The 18,308-nt window shown below is 54.2% G+C and carries 20 protein-coding genes; 8 read left to right on the top strand and 12 right to left on the bottom strand.

Annotated features, from left to right (window positions below; translation table 11 throughout):
- Positions 1–32 precede the first annotated feature (32 nt).
- Genes FDX24_RS19475 through dolP form a run of 4 tightly spaced genes read left to right on the top strand, consistent with a single transcriptional unit; the run spans position 33 to position 3,647 of the window.
- The gene (locus tag FDX24_RS19475) at positions 33–2,084 is read left to right on the top strand and encodes a penicillin-binding protein activator (protein WP_137364783.1); all 2,052 of its coding nucleotides are present in this window, start codon (positions 33–35) and stop codon (positions 2,082–2,084) included.
- Positions 2,042–2,437 carry a YraN family protein gene (locus FDX24_RS19470; RefSeq protein WP_121585098.1) on the top strand — a complete coding sequence of 132 codons (396 nt, stop codon included), beginning with the start codon at positions 2,042–2,044 and terminating at the stop codon, positions 2,435–2,437. Before FDX24_RS19475 ends, FDX24_RS19470 begins: the two co-directional genes overlap by 43 nt.
- Before the next feature lie 34 nt (positions 2,438–2,471).
- The gene (gene diaA, locus FDX24_RS19465) at positions 2,472–3,062 is read left to right on the top strand and encodes a DnaA initiator-associating protein DiaA (RefSeq protein WP_048213380.1); all 591 of its coding nucleotides are present in this window, start codon (positions 2,472–2,474) and stop codon (positions 3,060–3,062) included.
- Positions 3,063–3,071: 9 nt separating this feature from the next.
- Positions 3,072–3,647: a division/outer membrane stress-associated lipid-binding lipoprotein gene (gene dolP / locus FDX24_RS19460; RefSeq protein WP_048213381.1), complete on the top strand. Its 576-nt coding sequence runs from the start codon at positions 3,072–3,074 to the stop codon at positions 3,645–3,647.
- A 93-nt stretch (positions 3,648–3,740) separates the two neighbouring features.
- Here the strand turns inward: dolP and FDX24_RS19455 are convergent, their stop codons facing one another.
- Together FDX24_RS19455 and FDX24_RS19450 are read right to left on the bottom strand one after the other, a co-directional pair.
- Positions 3,741–4,376, bottom strand: coding sequence for an NAD(P)H-binding protein (locus tag FDX24_RS19455; protein WP_137364782.1), 636 nt, complete (start codon positions 4,374–4,376; stop codon positions 3,741–3,743).
- Positions 4,377–4,413: 37 nt separating this feature from the next.
- The gene (locus tag FDX24_RS19450; RefSeq protein WP_137364781.1) at positions 4,414–4,842 is read right to left on the bottom strand and encodes a YhbP family protein; all 429 of its coding nucleotides are present in this window, start codon (positions 4,840–4,842) and stop codon (positions 4,414–4,416) included.
- Positions 4,843–4,894: 52 nt separating this feature from the next.
- Between FDX24_RS19450 and FDX24_RS19445 the strand changes: the two genes are divergently transcribed.
- Entirely contained in the window at positions 4,895–5,185 is a 291-nt protein-coding gene (locus tag FDX24_RS19445; RefSeq protein WP_115602378.1) for a GIY-YIG nuclease family protein, read from the top strand.
- Here FDX24_RS19445 and FDX24_RS19440 read toward each other — a convergent pair.
- Both FDX24_RS19440 and FDX24_RS19435 read right to left on the bottom strand, forming a co-directional pair.
- A complete protein-coding gene (locus FDX24_RS19440; RefSeq protein WP_048213385.1) occupies positions 5,182–5,685 on the bottom strand; it encodes a GNAT family N-acetyltransferase in 504 nt (167 codons plus the stop codon). The two genes, FDX24_RS19445 and FDX24_RS19440, sit on opposite strands and share 4 nt — an antisense overlap.
- The gene (locus tag FDX24_RS19435; RefSeq protein WP_137364780.1) at positions 5,679–6,203 is read right to left on the bottom strand and encodes an SCP2 domain-containing protein; all 525 of its coding nucleotides are present in this window, start codon (positions 6,201–6,203) and stop codon (positions 5,679–5,681) included. The genes FDX24_RS19440 and FDX24_RS19435 overlap by 7 nt, the downstream gene beginning before the upstream one ends.
- 220 nt (positions 6,204–6,423) lie before the next feature.
- Here FDX24_RS19435 and FDX24_RS19430 point away from each other — a divergent pair, with 220 nt between their 5' ends.
- From FDX24_RS19430 to FDX24_RS19420, 3 genes are all read left to right on the top strand, one after another.
- Positions 6,424–7,419, top strand: coding sequence for a peptidase U32 family protein (locus tag FDX24_RS19430; protein WP_137364779.1), 996 nt, complete (start codon positions 6,424–6,426; stop codon positions 7,417–7,419).
- Positions 7,410–8,306 (top strand): U32 family peptidase, encoded by an 897-nt coding sequence (locus tag FDX24_RS19425; protein ID WP_137364778.1) that lies wholly within the window; start codon positions 7,410–7,412, stop codon positions 8,304–8,306. Before FDX24_RS19430 ends, FDX24_RS19425 begins: the two co-directional genes overlap by 10 nt.
- 78 nt (positions 8,307–8,384) lie before the next feature.
- Positions 8,385–9,392, top strand: coding sequence for a luciferase-like monooxygenase (locus FDX24_RS19420; protein WP_137364777.1), 1,008 nt, complete (start codon positions 8,385–8,387; stop codon positions 9,390–9,392).
- A 90-nt stretch (positions 9,393–9,482) separates the two neighbouring features.
- On the opposite strand, the gene mtr is transcribed toward FDX24_RS19420, so the two are convergent.
- The 8 genes from mtr to rbfA form a co-directional block, all read right to left on the bottom strand.
- Positions 9,483–10,727, bottom strand: a complete 1,245-nt coding sequence (gene mtr, locus FDX24_RS19415; protein WP_137364776.1) for a tryptophan permease — start codon at positions 10,725–10,727, stop codon at positions 9,483–9,485.
- A gap of 145 nt (positions 10,728–10,872) precedes the next feature.
- Positions 10,873–12,795, bottom strand: coding sequence for an ATP-dependent RNA helicase DeaD (gene deaD / locus FDX24_RS19410; RefSeq protein ID WP_124022161.1), 1,923 nt, complete (start codon positions 12,793–12,795; stop codon positions 10,873–10,875).
- Positions 12,788–12,868 carry a protein YrbN gene (gene yrbN / locus FDX24_RS19405; protein WP_010723222.1) on the bottom strand — a complete coding sequence of 27 codons (81 nt, stop codon included), beginning with the start codon at positions 12,866–12,868 and terminating at the stop codon, positions 12,788–12,790. Before yrbN ends, deaD begins: the two co-directional genes overlap by 8 nt.
- Before the next feature lie 106 nt (positions 12,869–12,974).
- On the bottom strand, positions 12,975–13,859 hold the full coding sequence (nlpI, locus tag FDX24_RS19400; RefSeq protein ID WP_040234121.1) for a lipoprotein NlpI: 885 nt from the start codon (positions 13,857–13,859) through the stop codon (positions 12,975–12,977).
- Positions 13,860–13,968: 109 nt separating this feature from the next.
- Positions 13,969–16,101, bottom strand: coding sequence for a polyribonucleotide nucleotidyltransferase (gene pnp, locus FDX24_RS19395; protein ID WP_137364775.1), 2,133 nt, complete (start codon positions 16,099–16,101; stop codon positions 13,969–13,971).
- Between the two features lie 246 nt (positions 16,102–16,347).
- Positions 16,348–16,617, bottom strand: coding sequence for a 30S ribosomal protein S15 (rpsO, locus tag FDX24_RS19390; RefSeq protein WP_000059465.1), 270 nt, complete (start codon positions 16,615–16,617; stop codon positions 16,348–16,350).
- A 273-nt stretch (positions 16,618–16,890) separates the two neighbouring features.
- Positions 16,891–17,835, bottom strand: a complete 945-nt coding sequence (truB, locus tag FDX24_RS19385) for a tRNA pseudouridine(55) synthase TruB (RefSeq protein ID WP_048213392.1) — start codon at positions 17,833–17,835, stop codon at positions 16,891–16,893.
- Entirely contained in the window at positions 17,835–18,239 is a 405-nt protein-coding gene (gene rbfA / locus FDX24_RS19380; RefSeq protein ID WP_003024988.1) for a 30S ribosome-binding factor RbfA, read from the bottom strand. Before rbfA ends, truB begins: the two co-directional genes overlap by 1 nt.
- Between the last annotated feature and the right edge of the window lie 69 nt (positions 18,240–18,308).

Below are 18,308 nucleotides of genomic sequence, written 5' to 3'. Positions count from 1 at the left end.
GCATTGAGTAAAAAAATATCACTGGATACAGTATGGTACCCTCAACATTTTCTCGTTTGAAAGCCGCGCGCGCGCTACCAGTCATTCTGGCTGCACTGATTTTCGCAGGCTGTGGCACCCAGGCGCCAGACCAGAGTGCAGCCCATATGCAGGGCACTGCGCAGGCTGATTCCGGCTTTTATCTGCAACAAATGCAGCAAAGCTCAGATGATAGCAAGACCAACTGGCAATTACTCGCCATTCGTGCACTGCTGAAAGAAGGCAAGAGCCAGCAGGCTACCGAGCTATTCAACCAGCTACCGCAGAAACTCAGCGATACTCAGCGTCGTGAGCAGTCGTTGCTCGCCGTCGAGATCAAGCTCGCGCAGAAAGATATCGCTGGCGCTCAGGCCCTGCTGGATAAACTCACTCCTGCCGATTTCGATCAAAACCAGCAGGCCAGATACTGGCAGGCGCAAATCGACGTCAACCAGGGGCGCCCATCACTGACGCTACTGCGCGCCCTGATCGCCCAGGAACCGCTGCTGCCCGCGAATGCTAAGCAGAAAAACATCGATGCCACCTGGCAGGCGCTGTCATCCATGACCCAGGAACAAGCGCAGGCGCTGGTCATCAATGCGGATGAAAACGTGCTGCAAGGCTGGCTGGATCTCCAGCGCGTCTGGTTCGATAACCGTAACGATCCGGACATGATGAAAGCCGGGATTGCTGACTGGCAGAAACGTTATCCGCAAAACCCGGGCGCAAAAATGCTGCCAACGCAGTTGGTTAACGTCCAGAGCTTTAAGCCCGCCTCCACCAGCAAAATTGCGCTGCTGCTGCCGCTGAACGGTCAGGCCGCTGTATTTGGCCGGACTATTCAGCAAGGCTTTGAAGCAGCGAAAAATATGGGTACTCAACCCGTAGCGGCCCCTGCTGTAGCTGCGCCTGTTGTGGATACAACAACTGCGACGACCACGGAACAGCCGCAAACGACTGACGGTGTTGCCAGCCCTTCTCAGGCGTCAGTCAGCGATCTGACTAACGAGACGCCAGCACAGCCAGAAGCTGCAGCCCCACAGCCAACAGCACCTGCACAGCCAACCACCGCCAGCGCACCGGCGAATCCGTCCGCAGAGCTGAAAATCTACGACACCTCATCACAGCCACTGAACCAAATCCTGACTCAGGTCCAGCAGGATGGCGCCAGCATCGTGGTTGGTCCGCTGTTGAAAAACAATGTTGAAGAGCTGATGAAAAGCAACACGCCATTAAACGTGCTGGCGCTTAATCAGCCGGAGTCGGTGAAAAACCTGCCGAACGTCTGCTACTTCGCTTTGTCGCCAGAAGATGAAGCGCGCGATGCCGCACGCCACATCCGTGAACAAGGAAAACAAGCACCACTGCTGTTGATCCCGCGGAGTTCGTTAGGTGATCGCGTTGCCAATGCCTTTGCTCAGGAATGGCAAAAGCTGGGCGGTGGCGTAGTGTTGCAGCAGAAATTTGGCTCCACCGCCGAGCTGAAAATGGGCGTCAACGGCGGTTCGGGAATTTCCCTGACGGGCAGCCCGGTGGCCTCCTCTGTACCTGCGCAACCTGGCGTGACGATTGGCGGTCTGACGATTCCGGCTGCGCCTACCGATGCCCAAATCACTGGCAGCAGCGGCCGTGTTGATGCCGTGTATATTCTGGCGACGCCGGAAGAAATTGCCTTTATTAAGCCGATGATCGCTATGCGCAACGGCAGCCAGAGCGGTGCAACGCTGTACGCCAGCTCCCGTAGCGCGCAGGGAACTGCTGGCCCGGATTTCCGTCTGGAGATGGAAGGCTTGCAGTACAGCGAAATACCGATGCTGGCAGGTGCTAACGCTCCTCTCATGCAGCAGGCGCTTGACGCGGTTCGTAACGATTACTCACTGGCACGTATGTATGCGATGGGCGTCGATGCCTGGTCACTTGCCAACCACTTCTCGCAAATGCGTCAGGTACAGGGTTTCGAAATTAACGGCAACACCGGGGCCTTAACCGCAACGCCGGATTGTGTGATTAACAGGAAGTTATCATGGCTCAAATACCAGCAAGGACAGGTCGTCCCCGCCAGTTAACGAGCAAACAGACCGGTGATACGTGGGAAACGACTGCGCGTCACTGGCTGGAAAGCAAAGGACTGCGTTTTATCGCCGCTAACGTGCGTGAGCGTGGCGGCGAAATCGACCTGATAATGCGTGAAGGCAACACCACCGTCTTTGTTGAGGTTCGCTATCGGCGCTCGGCCCAGTTTGGCGGCGCAGCGGCGAGTGTGACCCGGAGCAAACAACACAAATTATTACAGACCGCCCGCTTGTGGCTTGCGCGCCACAATGGGAGTTTTGATACTGTGGATTGCCGGTTCGATGTGTTAGCCTTCACCGGAAATGATGTTGAGTGGTTTAAGGACGCGTTCAACGACCGCTCATAGTTGAAGATTCAGAGCCTGGTTCTTAAGGATTAGCGTGTTAGATAGAATTAAAGTCTGCTTTACAGAAAGCATTCAAACTCAGATAGCTGCGGCTGAAGCACTCCCGGATGCGATCTCCCGTGCCGCCATGACGCTGGTTCAGTCCCTGCTCAATGGCAACAAAATTCTCTGTTGTGGTAATGGGACGTCCGCTGCCAACGCACAGCATTTTGCTGCCAGCATGATCAACCGTTTTGAAACAGAACGCCCAAGTTTACCTGCGATTGCACTAAACACTGATAATGTGGTCTTAACTGCGATTGCCAACGATCGCCTGCACGACGAAGTTTATGCAAAACAAGTCCGTGCGCTGGGACATGCAGGTGATGTTCTATTGGCAATTTCTACGCGTGGTAATAGCCGCGATATCGTAAAAGCCGTTGAAGCCGCCGTGACACGCGACATGACAATCGTTGCGTTGACCGGTTATGACGGAGGGGAGCTGGCCGGGTTGTTGGGGCCACAGGATGTTGAAATCCGCATCCCGTCACACCACAGCGCCCGCATTCAGGAAATGCATATGCTGACGGTCAATTGCCTTTGCGATCTCATTGATAACACGCTTTTCCCTCACCAGGATGATTAAGGAGTACACATGAAGGCATTTTCGCCGCTCGCCGTCGTTCTCTCAGCATTGCTGTTACAAGGCTGTGTAGCTGCCGCCGTTGTCGGAACAGCAGCTGTCGGGACGAAAGCAGCAACGGATCCTCGCAGTGTCGGCACCCAGGTAGATGATGGGACCCTGGAATTACGCGTCAATACGGCGTTGTCGAAAGATGCCCAGATCAAGAAAGAAGCGCGCATCAACGTGAGCGCATATCAGGGTAAAGTGCTGCTGGTCGGCCAGTCACCTAATAGCGAACTGTCTGCGCGGGCAAAACAGATTGCGATGGGCGTAGAAGGTACGACTGAGGTCTTTAATGAGATCCGTCAGGGCCAGCCAATCGGTCTGGGCGATGCATCCAACGATACCTGGATAACCACCAAAGTACGTTCCCAGCTACTGACCAGCGATCAGGTGAAATCCTCTAACGTGAAAGTCACCACCGAGAATGGAGAAGTGTTCCTGTTAGGTCTGGTGACCGAACGCGAAGCGAAGGCGGCGGCAGACATCGCCAGCCGGGTAAGCGGCGTGAAACGCGTCACGACGGCCTTTACGTTTATTAAATAATACTGATGCCGGATAGCGACGCATGGGCGTCTTATCCGGCCTACAGGACGTTATCGTTTGTAGGTCGGATAAGCGTCAGCACCATCCGGCATTTTATTTAGCCCTTTCGCGTAACTCGGAAGAGGTCAGGATCGAAACCCCTTCATGCCCAGGCGCCAGCGCTTCTGCCAACATTGCCCGCGCAACATCGCGCGCTTCAATCGACTTCCAGTTACCCGGCAGCAACCGAAATAATGGCGCTAAAAACATTTCATTCGCCCGCTGTTTATCCCGATCACCCAGTAGCATAGAAGGCCGGGCAATCGTCAGCCAGGGCCATTTCTGCGCGATCAGCGCCTGCTCCATTTCACCTTTCACCCGGTTATAAAAAAACGGTGAATTGGCATTAGCGCCCATCGAACTCACCACCAGCATATGCTGGGCCCCCAGCCGACGCCCCGTCAGAGCTGTATCCACTACCAGCGTATAGTCAGCGTGGATAAATGCTTCTTTGCTGCCCGCTTCACGTCGGGTCGTTCCCAGGCAACAAAAGACAATATCGACCGGATCGGTAACCTGCGCCAGAGCATCGGTTAGCTGCGGATCGTGGGGATTATAGATGCCAACCGTATCAGCCAGCGGTCGACGCGTCGGCGCCGTAATGGCATTGATCCGGGGTTCATTCAGTAGCATCCGCAATAAATGTCCACCCACCAGACCCGTTGCACCGGTTATTAACACCTGGCTCATCGTTTATTTTCCCCTGACGCTTCAATCACTCTTTTAACTATAGATCACGTAGCCAGTGCATCTTTTTACCGAAGCCCAGCGTGTTGTCAGTGAATTTGACTTCATCCAGTCGAATCTCCCACACGGGCGCTGGCAACATTCTGGCGACGGGGAAACGGCGGTTGTAGGCGTTACGCGCGGTTTCACTCTCCTGCCCTTCAAGACGGCGAATTTCCCCCTTAAACTGCACGCCACGAATCAGGGCGACCGTTTTGGGCTGACCATTTACCGTGCCGGCAATCGGTGCACACGGTCCCGACATCTGCGCATGGCGCGTTTTATCTTCGGTCAGCACATAGAATGCCATCTTCTGCGCATCAAACAGGTAAAACGCATTGGCGCACCACAATTCACCTTCATGGTGTACACACCAGGTCACGACGTGCTGCTTTGCCAGCCAACGAGTCACCGCAGTCAGTGTTTCCATTTCTGTTCTCTTTTATACTGTAGGCCTGAAAATTATCACGTCGATGGTGACAATGACACCCTGGTATCTGTACCTGATCCGTACCGCTGACAACGCCTTATACACCGGAATAACCACCGATGTGCAGCGCCGCTATAAGCAGCATCAAAGTGGGAAAGGCGCGAAGGCGCTACGTGGAAAGGGGGAACTCACGTTGGCATTTGCGGCGCAGGTCGGCGATCGCTCGCTGGCCCTGCGCATAGAGTATCGGGTCAAGCAGCTTACAAAACGCCAGAAAGAGCGTCTTGTGGAAGGCGAAGGGTTTGAGACTCTACTGAGGAGCCTGCAAACCCCCGACACTTAAAAGCGATTGAAATGGTCGTGATATTCCACCAGGCCAGAGACGCCCTCCAGCGCATCTTCTGCCAGGCGATGCACCTGGAACGCGCTTTCGGTGCCCGGCCAGCGACAACGCAGGTCATGATGCGCTGCCAGCTCAAAGCCAAAGCGGCTGTACAGTGCCGGATCGCCCAGCGTAACCACCGCGGCGTAGCCAAACTCGTTCAGGGAATCGAGTCCTTCATAGACCAGTTGACGCGCCAGGCCCTGTCCCCGGTAGTTTTCATCCACCGCGAGCGGCGCCATGCCGACCCATTGCAGATCTTCACCCTGCACATCGACAGGGCTGAACGCGACGTAACCCACTACCTGACCTTCATCATCGGTAGCAACCAAACCCAGCGTTAAGAAACCATCTTCACGCAGGTCGTGGACTAATTTTGCTTCCGCATCGCTCTCAAATGAACGGCGCAGCAATGCATCAATACCAGGGGCATCAATGGGAATCTCAACTCGAATCAGCATGGCTCACCTACCGAGGTCTGTTTGGTTTCTGGCGACGTTTTCATACCCGCCTCAACAAAATCCGCCAACTGCATCAGCATGACGCGCAACGCTTTAGGCATCAGCTCCAGTTCGATGGCATCCATCAGATTTTTTACGTATAGCCCTAATTCTGTATCACCTTCAATCACCAGGCGACGCTGGAAGAAAAGCGTATCCGGATCCTGTTTACGCGCCGCGATCATCAGCAGATCGCTGGCATCGGCGCTAAAACTGACATCCGCATCTGCATTCTGGCTGACGATCAGTTTATCGTTCTGAACAGAGGTATACCATTTAAGGCCGATGTCACGCACATGAATGCTCAGCCAGCGACCGTCGAGAAACTCCAGCTCCCCATCGGCCAGCGCCTGACTAAACTGCCAGCTCAGGACCTGCTCCAGAACCTGGCGCTTCAGCGCAAAGGGCGTCAGTTTAACCGGTACACTCATCAGAGAAGGACCTAAATGTACTAAGCGTGAACGCAGTTTATCCAACACGAGCTTTACTCCCTGTTTCAATAGTCCTGCTATTTTGCCATATCAAATAAACGACATAGCGGCATAAATCAACAATTCGCTACGAAATTGTTACCTCTTTATTAGTGTCACCAATACGACTTTAACTGCCTCAAATCAAAAATTGTCTCAGCAAGGTTAACTAAAATCCCTCTTCGTTAACATTTCTGCGCCCTACATGGCGCAACGTTCAGGATAAATTATGGAGCTGCTCTGCCCTGCCGGAAACCTCCCGGCGCTTAAGGCGGCCATCGAGAACGGCGCTGATGCTGTCTACATCGGGCTGAAAGATGATACCAACGCCCGTCATTTCGCCGGCCTTAATTTTACCGAGAAAAAATTGCAGGAAGCGGTGAGTTTCGTTCATCAACATCGCCGTAAGCTGCACATTGCGATTAACACCTTTGCCCATCCGGATGGGTATGTACGCTGGCAACGTGCCGTGGATATGGCGGCACAACTGGGTGCGGATGCGCTGATCCTCGCCGACCTCGCCATGCTTGAGTATGCCGCAGAGCGCTACCCGCATATTGAGCGCCATGTCTCTGTTCAGGCATCTGCAACCAATGAAGAGGCAATTAATTTCTACCATCGCAACTTTGACGTTGCGCGGGTCGTACTGCCACGCGTGCTGTCGATTCATCAGGTGAAGCAATTAGCCCGCGTAACCCCAGTTCCGTTAGAAGTGTTTGCCTTCGGCAGTCTGTGCATTATGGCAGAAGGCCGTTGCTATCTTTCGTCCTATCTGACAGGCGAGTCTCCTAACACGGTTGGTGCCTGCTCCCCTGCTCGCTTTGTGCGCTGGCAACAGACCCCGCAAGGGCTGGAATCCCGCCTAAACGAAGTTCTGATCGATCGCTATCAGGATGGAGAAAACGCCGGTTATCCGACGTTATGCAAAGGCCGCTATCTGGTTGATGGCGAACGCTATCATGCACTGGAAGAGCCCACCAGTCTGAACACGCTGGAACTGCTGCCCGACTTACTGGCCGCCAATATTGCTTCGGTCAAAATCGAGGGACGTCAGCGCAGCCCGGCTTATGTCAGCCAGGTGGCGAAAGTGTGGCGTCAGGCGATCGACCGCTGTATGGCCGACCCGCAACACTACGCCCCGCAGGACGCGTGGATGGAAACGCTCGGTTCAATGTCCGAAGGCGCGCAGACCACGCTTGGCGCGTATCACCGTAAATGGCAGTGAGAGAAGCAATGAAATATTCCTTAGGGCCGGTGCTGTGGTACTGGCCGAAAGAAACGCTGGAAGATTTTTATCAGCAGGCCGCCGTAAGCCAGGCCGACGTTATCTATCTTGGCGAAGCGGTATGCAGTAAACGTCGCGCCACCAAAGTGGGCGACTGGCTGGATATGGCGAAATCACTCGCGGGCAGCGGTAAACAGGTGGTGCTCTCTACGCTGGCGCTGGTGCAAGCTTCCTCTGAGCTGGGAGAACTGAAGCGCTATGTTGAAAATGGCGACTTCCTGGTGGAAGCCAGCGATCTCGGCGTGGTAAACATGTGCGCCGAGCGCAAGCTGCCGTTTGTCGCAGGACATGCGCTCAACTGCTACAACGCGGTAACCCTGCGTTTGCTGCTCAAGCAGGGCATGACGCGCTGGTGTATGCCGGTTGAGCTGTCCCGTGACTGGCTGGTAAACCTGCTCAACCAGTGTGATGAGCTGGGTATTCGCAATCAGTTTGAAGTCGAGGTGCTGAGCTACGGGCATCTGCCGCTGGCGTACTCTGCTCGCTGCTTTACCGCGCGTTCCGAAGATCGGCCAAAAGACGAATGTGAAACCTGCTGCATCAAATACCCCAACGGGCGTGATGTGCTGTCGCAGGAAAATCAGCAGGTCTTTGTCCTCAACGGGATCCAGACCATGAGCGGCTATGTTTACAACCTCGGCAACGAGCTGACATCGATGCAGGGTCTGGTTGATATTGTGCGTCTGTCCCCTTCAGGCACTGAAACATTCGCCATGCTCGACGCCTTCCGCGCCAATGAAAATGGCACGGCCCCATTACCCCTTGCCGCCCACAGTGACTGCAACGGCTACTGGAAGCGACTGGCTGGTCTGGAGCTGCAGGCGTAAAAAAGCTCACTTTGTTAACAACGGTAATCAAATTTTAATGCAGTATTAAAAGATTAACCGGTAACAAAGTGAGCCGTTATGACTGACAAAACTATTCCGTTCTCGGTGCTGGATCTGGCGCCGATCCCTGAAGGTTCTTCGGCAAAAGAGGCCTTCACACACTCGCTTGATCTCGCACGACTGGCCGAAAAGCGCGGCTACCACCGCTACTGGCTGGCAGAACATCACAACATGACCGGCATCGCCAGCGCCGCAACTTCAGTGCTGATTGGCTATCTGGCTGCTAATACCACCACGCTGCATCTCGGTTCCGGTGGCGTTATGCTGCCCAACCATTCGCCACTGGTGATCGCCGAGCAGTTCGGTACCCTGAATACACTGTATCCGGGACGCATCGATCTTGGGCTTGGCCGCGCACCGGGGAGCGATCAGCCAACGATGCGTGCGCTGCGCCGCCACATGAGCGGTGATATCGATAACTTCCCACGCGACGTAGCTGAACTGGTGGACTGGTTCGACGCCCGCGATCCTAACCCTCATGTGCGCCCGGTTCCCGGTTACGGCGAGCAGATCCCGGTCTGGTTATTAGGCTCCAGCCTGTACAGCGCACAGCTGGCGGCCCAGCTCGGCCTGCCGTTTGCCTTCGCCTCGCACTTTGCTCCGGATATGCTGCATCAGGCGCTGCATCTGTATCGCACCCAGTTCAAACCCTCAGCGCGGCTGGCAAAGCCGTATGCGATGGTGTGCATCAACATCATTGCCGCTGACAGCAATCGCGACGCCGAGTTTCTTTTCACCTCCATGCAGCAGGCGTTTGTGAAACTGCGTCGTGGCGAAACGAGCCAGCTACCGCCGCCGGTAGAGAATATGCATCAGTTGTGGTCCGCTTCTGAGCAATACGGCGTACAACAGGCGCTGAGCATGTCGCTGGTCGGTGATAAGGCAAAAGTGCGGCACGGTCTCGACGCTATTTTGCGTGAAACCCAGGCCGATGAGATTATGGTTAACGGCCAGATTTTCGATCATCAGGCGCGGCTACATTCGTTTGATTTGGCGATGCAGGTGAAAGAAGAGTTGCTGGGGTAGTACGTTGTTTTGCCCGGTGGCGCTTCGCTTACCGGGCCTACAGGATCAAGTAGGCCGGATAAGGCACAGCCGCCATCCGGCACAACAACGTTACTGATAAACCGGTAACAGATTAAAGCTCGACAGAATATGGATAATCGCGTTGCCGATACCAAATACCAGGATCAGCGCAATCATCGGCTTGCCGCCCCAGACGCGGAATTTCGGGCTACCGAAACGCTCGCGGGATTTACGGGCCAGCAGCGCCGGAACAATGGCAGCCCAGATAGTTGCCGCGAGTCCTGCATAGCCAATGGCGTACAGGAAACCGTTCGGCCACAGCAATCCACCCACAATTGGCGGGACAAACGTCAGCAATGCCGTTTTAAAACGCCCCATCGCCGAGTCATCAAAGCCAAACAGATCCGCCAGATAGTCAAACAGACCGAGCGTGACGCCGAGGAATGAACTCGCCACCGCAAAGTTAGAGAACACCACCAGCAGCAGATCCAGACTGCGGCTGTTTAGTACGCCGCTCAGCGCCTGTACCAGCACATCAATGTTACCGCCCTGCTGCGCAATACCGATAAACTCCGGACGTGGAATATTCCCCATCGTTCCCAGTAACCATACGGTATACAGCACCAGCGCCAGCAACGTGCCATACACCAGACACTTCACAATGGTTTTCGGATCTTTACCGTAGTACTTCATCAGGCTCGGGACGTTACCATGGTAGCCGAACGACGCCAGACAAAACGGCAGCGTCATCAACAGGTACGGCGTATACGAAGCGTTGCTCTGCGCCACGTTAAACAGTGTTGCGGGCTGCACGTGCCCCAGCAGACTGCCGAAGGTCAGGAAAAAGGTAATCACCTTTGCGCCCAGCACAATCGCCGTCATGCGGCTAACCGCTTTGGTGCTTAACCACACCACAAATGCCACCAACAGCGCAAAGCCAAGACCCGCCGCGCGCGCCGGAACATTCAGCGACATCTCCGAGAAGGTGTGATGCAGAATCGACCCGCTCGCTGAGATATACGCGTAGGTCAGGATATAGAGAACGAAAGCAATCGAGATGCCGTTCACCACGTTCCAGCCTTTGCCCAGCAGATCTTTCGTGATGGTGTCAAAACTGGAGCCAATGCGGTAATTGAGGTTAGCTTCGAGGATCATCAGTCCGGAATGCAGCATACAGAACCAGGTGAAGATCAGCGCCGCCATTGACCAGAAAAACCACGCCCCGGACATGACCACTGGCAGAGAAAACATCCCCGCGCCAATAATGGTGCCGCCGATAATCACCACGCCGCCGAGCAGCGAGGGTGACGTTTGGGTGGTGGTTAGTGTTGCCATTTAGCCATCTCTCCAGTCATTTATATTGTGACTACATCTCAATGTGCTGCACTGTACCAGTACACGAGTACAAATGAAATAAAAAAAGCCCCGATTGTTGAGATCGGGGCTGTATATATTACTTTACGCTTTTATACCGTAAGGCTTATGCGTCACCGCCGAAACGACGACGACCAGCGGAGTCATCACGACGCGGAGCAGAAGAATCGTCACGACGCGGACCACGGTTGCCTTCACGACGTTCGCCGCTGAAACGACGACCATCGCCACGACCGCCTTCACGACGTTCACCGCTAAAGCCACGACCTTCGCCACGACCGCCTTCACGACGCTCGCCGCTGAAACGGCCACCGCCACGACGCTCACCACCGGTGTGCGGAACTGCATCGCCAACCAGCTGCATATTCATCGGCTTGTTCAGGATGCGAGTACGGGTAAAGTGCTGCAGCACGTCGCCCGGCATACCTTTCGGCAGCTCGATGGTGGAGTGGGAAGCAAACAGCTTGATGTTACCGATGTAACGGCTGCTGATATCGCCTTCGTTAGCAATCGCGCCAACGATATGACGAACTTCAACACCGTCATCACGGCCCACTTCAATGCGGTACAGCTGCATATCGCCAACGTCACGACGTTCACGACGCGGACGATCTTCACCACCACGGTCATTACGCGGGCCACGATCGTTGCGGTCACGCGGACCACGATCGTCACGGTCGCGGAATTCGCGTTTCGGACGCATCGGCGCATCTGGCGGCAGGATCAGCGGACGTTCGCCCTGAGCCATTTTCAGCAGTGCGGCTGCCAGCGTTTCGATATCCAGCTCTTCTTCCGGCTGCATTTTCGCCAGCAGAGCACGGTACTGATCCAGATCGCTGCTTTCCAGCTGCTGCTGTACTTTAGCGGCGAATTTTTCCAGACGGCGTTTGCCCAGCAGTTCTGCGTTCGGCAGTTCTACTTCCGGAATCGTCAGCTTCATGGTGCGTTCGATGTTACGCAGCAGACGACGCTCGCGGTTCTCAACGAACAGCAGCGCACGGCCAGCACGACCCGCACGACCAGTACGGCCGATACGGTGAACGTAAGACTCGGAATCCATCGGGATGTCGTAGTTAACAACCAGGCTGATACGCTCAACGTCCAGGCCACGGGCCGCAACGTCGGTTGCAATCAGAATATCCAGGCGGCCATCTTTCAGACGTTCCAGAGTCTGCTCACGCAGGGACTGGTTCATGTCGCCGTTCAGTGCAGCGCTGCTATAACCGCTACGCTCCAGCGCTTCTGCCACTTCCAGGGTCGCATTTTTGGTACGAACGAAGATAATCGCCGCATCAAAATCTTCTGCTTCCAGGAAACGCACCAGCGCTTCATTTTTACGCATGCCCCATACAGTCCAGTAGCTCTGGCTGATGTCAGGACGCGTGGTAACGCTGGACTGAATGCGTACTTCCTGCGGCTCTTTCATAAAGCGGCGGGTAATACGACGAATCGCTTCCGGCATAGTCGCAGAGAACAGAGCGGTCTGATGACCTTCCGGGATCTGCGCCATGATGGTTTCAACGTCTTCGATGAAGCCCATACGCAGCATTTCGTCTGCTTCGTCCAGTACCAGACCGCTCAGTTTAGAGAGGTCCAGAGTCCCACGCTTCAGGTGATCCAGCAGACGGCCCGGCGTACCGACGACGATCTGTGGTCCCTGACGCAGGGCACGTAATTGCACGTCATAACGCTGGCCGCCGTACAGGGCAACCACGTTCACGCCGCGCATGTGTTTAGAGAAATCCGTCATGGCTTCTGCAACCTGAACCGCCAGTTCGCGGGTCGGTGCCAGCACCAGAATCTGAGGTGCCTTCAGCTCAGGATCAAGATTGTTGAGCAGCGGTAAAGAGAACGCTGCAGTTTTGCCGCTACCTGTCTGGGCCATACCCAGAACATCGCGACCGCCCAGCAGATGCGGAATGCACTCTGCCTGGATTGGAGATGGTTTTTCGTAACCCAGATCGTTAAGGGCTTCAAGGATAGGAGCCTTCAGGCCCAGATCTGCAAAAGTGGTTTCGAATTCAGCCATGTAGTACGTGTGCCTCAAAATTAATGGCGGCCAGTCTACATAACTCATCATGAAATTGATCTGCAATTTTCATTGAAAAGTGTGAACCGGCTCAAAGTAGGTGTATTAACGAACAACAACGCCCTCACCCGTGAAGGTGATGGCAATCAAAAAAGATTACGGGCTGATGTGTACGTCAGCTATTGCTGGTCCGATTCTGCCAGGTCATCTTGGTCCTGGCCCAGGAGCGATAATTCCAACAATGCGTATCGGTGCTCAACAAAGTTATGAACGTTGTTAGCCACCGCCAGTTTGAACAATGCCGTAGCGTTGTCCAAATCCCCCAGACTTAGGTAGTACTTACCTAAATAGAAGTTGGTTTCACTGAGATGCTCAGCGAGCGAGGTGTTATCCGTTGCGTCCGCCTTCAGGCGTTCCATCAGCGTTGCTTCGCTAATGTTGCCCAGGTAGAACTCGACAATGTTCCATCCCCATTGCTCTTTATCCGATTTCTCAAAGCGTTGCTTTAACGCTTCTTTAGCCTGCTTCTCATCGAGCTTCTGCTCGGCGAGATAAAGCCACAGACTACGGAAAGGATCATTGGGATCGTCTTGATAAAACGCTAGCAGATCATCTTGCGCTAACTTGTCGCGACCGCCGTAATACAATGCGATACCGCGATTTAAGTGCGCGTAGTTGTAAGTTGGATCAAGCTCAAGTACAGAATCAAACGCTTCATAGGCAGCATCAAAATTGCCTGCCTGCGTTAAATATATACCTAAGTAATTGAATACTTCAGGCATATCTGGTCGGATTGCCAGCGCTTGTGAAAAATCATTTCGCGCCAGTGCCCTCAGACCGAGACTATCATACAACACTCCGCGCTCATATAAAAGCTGTGCGCGTTCGTCATCGGTTAAAGCCCGACTGGCAAGAATTTGTTCCATACGTGCCAGAATCACTTCCTGCTGTAAAGTCGGTTGCAATGGTACTGCGAGGACTTCACTCTTACGCCAGGTGGAATTACTGCATCCAGCCAGCGTGAGTGCTGTCGCAACGAAACACCAGCGCAAAAAAGGCTTCATTTCCCACTCCCGAAGACAACGATTGAATGAACGTCCAGGTTCCCCGGTTGCTAACAAGGCATCCTGCCGGGTTAAAGGCCCTCCGCTCTCACGGAGGGCAATGGCAACCTTACTCGCCCTGGCTTGCCGGAGCTTCCGGTTCGCCTGCAGGCTGAGACTGCTCAGTTGCTTCTTTAATGCTCATACGTACACGGCCCTGGCGATCAACTTCCAGAACTTTGACCGGTACTTCCTGGCCCATCTGCAGGTAATCGGTCACTTTCTCAACGCGCTTATCAGCGATCTGAGAGATGTGTACCAGGCCTTCTTTACCGCCACCGATGGCAACGAATGCGCCAAAGTCAACGATACGGGTCACTTTACCATTGTAGATACGGCCTACTTCGATCTCTGCGGTGATCTCTTCGATACGGCGGATAGCATATTTCGCTTTTTCGCCGTCGGTCGCAGCAATCTTCACGGTACCATCATCTTCGATTTCAATGGTGGTGCCGGTTTCTTCGGTCAGAGCACGGATAACAGAACCGCCTTTACCGATAACGTCTTTGATCTTGTCCGGGCTGATCTTGATGGTGTGGATACGCGGAGCAAATTCAGAGATATCGCCACGCGGTGCGTTGATCGCTTGTTCCATCACACCCAGGATGTGCAGACGCGCACCTTTAGCCTGGTTCAGAGCAACCTGCATGATTTCTTTGGTGATACCTTCAATTTTGATATCCATCTGCAGTGCAGAGATACCGTCGCGGGAACCCGCCACTTTGAAGTCCATATCGCCCAGGTGGTCTTCGTCGCCCAGGATGTCAGACAGAACAACATAGTTGTCGCCTTCTTTCACCAGCCCCATCGCGATACCCGCAACGGCGGCTTTGATTGGCACGCCTGCGTCCATCAGCGCCAGGGAAGCGCCACATACGGAAGCCATAGAAGAAGAACCGTTAGATTCGGTGATTTCAGAAACCACACGCACGGTGTACGGGAATTTATCCAGTTCCGGCATCACTGCCAGTACGCCACGTTTCGCCAGACGACCGTGACCAATCTCACGACGCTTCGGAGAACCGACCATACCGGTTTCACCTACGCAGTACGGAGGGAAGTTGTAGTGGAACAGGAAGTTGTCAGTACGCTCGCCCATCAGTTCGTCGAGGTTCTGTGCATCACGAGTGGTGCCCAGGGTCGCGGTAACCAGCGCCTGAGTTTCGCCACGGGTGAACAGTGCGGAACCGTGGGTACGCGGCAGAACGCCAGTACGCACGTCCAGACCACGGATCATGTCTTTTTCACGGCCATCGATGCGCGGCTCGCCTGCCAGTACGCGGCTACGAACAACGTTTTTCTCGATAGCGTGCAGAATTTCACCCAGCTCGTTAGCGTCCAGGGTTTCGTCTTCAGCCACCAGGGTCGCGATGGTTTCAGATTTGATTACGTCAACCTGAGCATAACGCTCTTGTTTGTCGGTGATGCGGTAAGCGTCGCTCAGGCGAGCTTCTGCCAGTGCGGCAACGCGCGCGTTCAGCGCTTCATTGACGGCTTCTGGCTGCCAGTCCCAACGAGGTTTGCCAGCTTCTTTCGCCAGCTCGTTGATGGCCTGAATCACAACCTGCTGCTGTTCGTGACCGAACACAACAGCGCCCAGCATCTGGTCTTCGCTCAGCAGTTCAGCTTCGGATTCAACCATCAGTACGGCAGCTTCTGTACCGGCAACAACCAGGTCCAGCTTGCTTTCTTTCAGTTCGTCCTGAGTCGGGTTCAGTACGTACTGGTCATTGATGTAACCAACACGTGCAGCACCGATCGGGCCGTTGAATGGGATGCCAGACAGCGTCAGCGCAGCAGATGCACCAATCATGGCCACGATGTCCGGGTTAACCTGCGGGTTAACGGAAACAACGGTGGCGATAACCTGAACTTCGTTAACGAAGCCTTCCGGGAACAGCGGACGAACCGGGCGGTCAATCAGACGCGCAATCAGGGTTTCGCCTTCGCTCGGACGGCCTTCACGACGGAAGAAGCTACCTGGGATACGGCCAGCAGCGTAGGTACGCTCCTGATAGTTAACGGTCAGCGGGAAGAAATCCTGGCCTGGTTTCGCTTTTTTCTGGCCAACAACGGTAACAAATACCGCAGTGTCATCCATGCTAACCATAACAGCGGCAGTCGCCTGACGCGCCATCATGCCGATTTCCAGCGTAACGGTATGCTGACCGTACTGGAATTTACGAACGATCGGATTAAGCAAAATAATATCCTTTCTCTATTTTTTGACGGCACATTTTTGCGCCATCGTTAATACCCGATCTTCTGCGCATCCTCGCGACTAATGACAACCCTAACCCATAAGCATGAGTAAAGCCTCTCATTAGCCGCGCGAACCTCTGCAACGGAAGATCATTCATAGCAACAATACATTAGTTTCCAGCGAATTGCTGCCGTCTGCTGGAAAAAAGGGGCCATGAAGGCCCCCTCTTTCTGAAACTCGAAAGAATTAGCGACGCAGACCCAGACGCTCGATCAGCGCGGTGTAACGTGCAACATCTTTACGTTTCAGGTAGTCGAGCAGTTTACGACGCTGAGAAACCATGCGCAGCAGACCACGACGGCTGTGGTGATCTTTTTTGTGCTCTGCAAAGTGGCCCTGCAGGTGGTTAATCTGTGCAGTCAACAGTGCAACCTGAACATCGGTAGAACCGGTGTCGTTTGCATCACGACCAAACTCAGAAACGATTTTAGCGGTAGCTTCAGTACTTAGAGACATTTTAAAACTCCAAAGTGTTAAGAATGAAAGGATGCCGATCTCTAATTCAGCTATCCCAGTGTATACACTTCATCCTTCAAGCTGACTCTGCGTTGGCTGCGTCCGCTCACCTCAGTCACTTACCTGAGTAAGCTCCTGAGGATTCTCAGACTTGCCGCCTTGATGCAGCTTGAATGATTTTGTGTATACGCCACGCAGATTGTTAAACAATTCACGCGACGTTAAGCGGCAGTATTCTACTCGCAGCGCCCTTTTATCGCAAGACAGAGAGCGCTATGCAGGATACTCAACCACCAGGCGGCGGGGAGCAACACGACCTTCATCGTCCATTTCCCCCATGCCGATAAACTTGCCTTCATCACCTTCCGTCACGCGCACCAGTCCTTCCAGCGGCGCACCTGACGTCCGTACCGGATTACCATTTTTAAAGTAAACCGACGATGTTAAAGGTAAATTAACTACCGGATAGTCTGATGCCGGACTGTCCATTGGCATCAGCAAAGGATCAAGCAACTGCGCCGCCGGAATATTTTGCTGTTCTGCCTGCTCAACCAGTTCACGCAGATGCTCCAGCGTGACCATACGATCCACCGGATACTTGCTGACCGTCAGACGACGCAGATACGTTACGTGCGCGCCGCAGCCCAGCTTCTCACCGAGATCGTCAACGATGGTGCGAATATAGGTGCCTTTGGAGCAGTGAACTTCCAGCTCCAGCTCGTTACCTTCGTGGCGAATAAACAGCAGCTCATAGACGGTAATCGGGCGCGCTTCACGCGGCACTTCAATGCCCTGACGCGCATATTCGTACAGCTTCTTACCCTGATACTTCAGCGCCGAATACATTGACGGGATCTGCTCGATATCGCCGCGGAAAGTCTCCAGCGCGCTTGCAAGCTGCTCAGCGGTGAAGGTTACCGGACGTTCCTGCACGATTTGTCCATCAGCATCCGAGGTGTCAGTACGCTGGCCCAGACGGGCAACCACACGATAGCGTTTATCAGAATCCAGCAAATACTGTGAAAACTTCGTCGCTTCACCGAGGCAAATCGGCAGCATGCCTGTCGCCAGCGGATCCAGCGCGCCGGTATGTCCCGCGCGGTTGGCATTGTAGATGCGCTTTACTTTTTGCAGTACATCATTGCTGGACATGCCTTGCGGTTTGTCCAGCAGCAGAACACCGTGAATGTCGCGACCACGACGACGAGGACGACTCATCAGTCCTCCTTGCTGTCGTCCGCTGGGTTCACACGACGCTCATCGTCATGTTTCACCACGCTGGTCACCAGGTTGGACATGCGCATCCCTTCTACCAACGAGTTGTCGTAAAAGAAGGTCAACTCAGGCACGATACGCAGACGCATGGCTTTACCCAGCAGAGAGCGGATAAAACCAGAAGCTTCCTGCAGCGCCTTAATACCATTTTTAACGGCAGCTTCGTCCTGGTCGTTCAGGAACGTCACGAATACTTTGGCATACGCCAGATCACGGGACATCTCAACACCAGACACGGTAGTCATCATGCCCACGCGTGGGTCTTTGATTTCGCGCTGCAGGATGAGTGCGATTTCTTTCTGCATCTCCTGCGCGACGCGCTGCGGGCGACCAAATTCTTTCGCCATAATAAATTCTCCAGAATAAAGACAAAAAAGGGGCAATAAGCCCCTTTTTAAATTTCTTGCCGGGTGGCG

The sequence above is a fragment of the Citrobacter sp. wls716 genome (assembly GCF_005280975.1).
GTDB lineage: Bacteria > Pseudomonadota > Gammaproteobacteria > Enterobacterales > Enterobacteriaceae > Citrobacter > Citrobacter youngae.
Note: the sequence above shows the minus strand (reverse complement) of the source record. Positions and strands in the feature narration are given on the sequence as shown.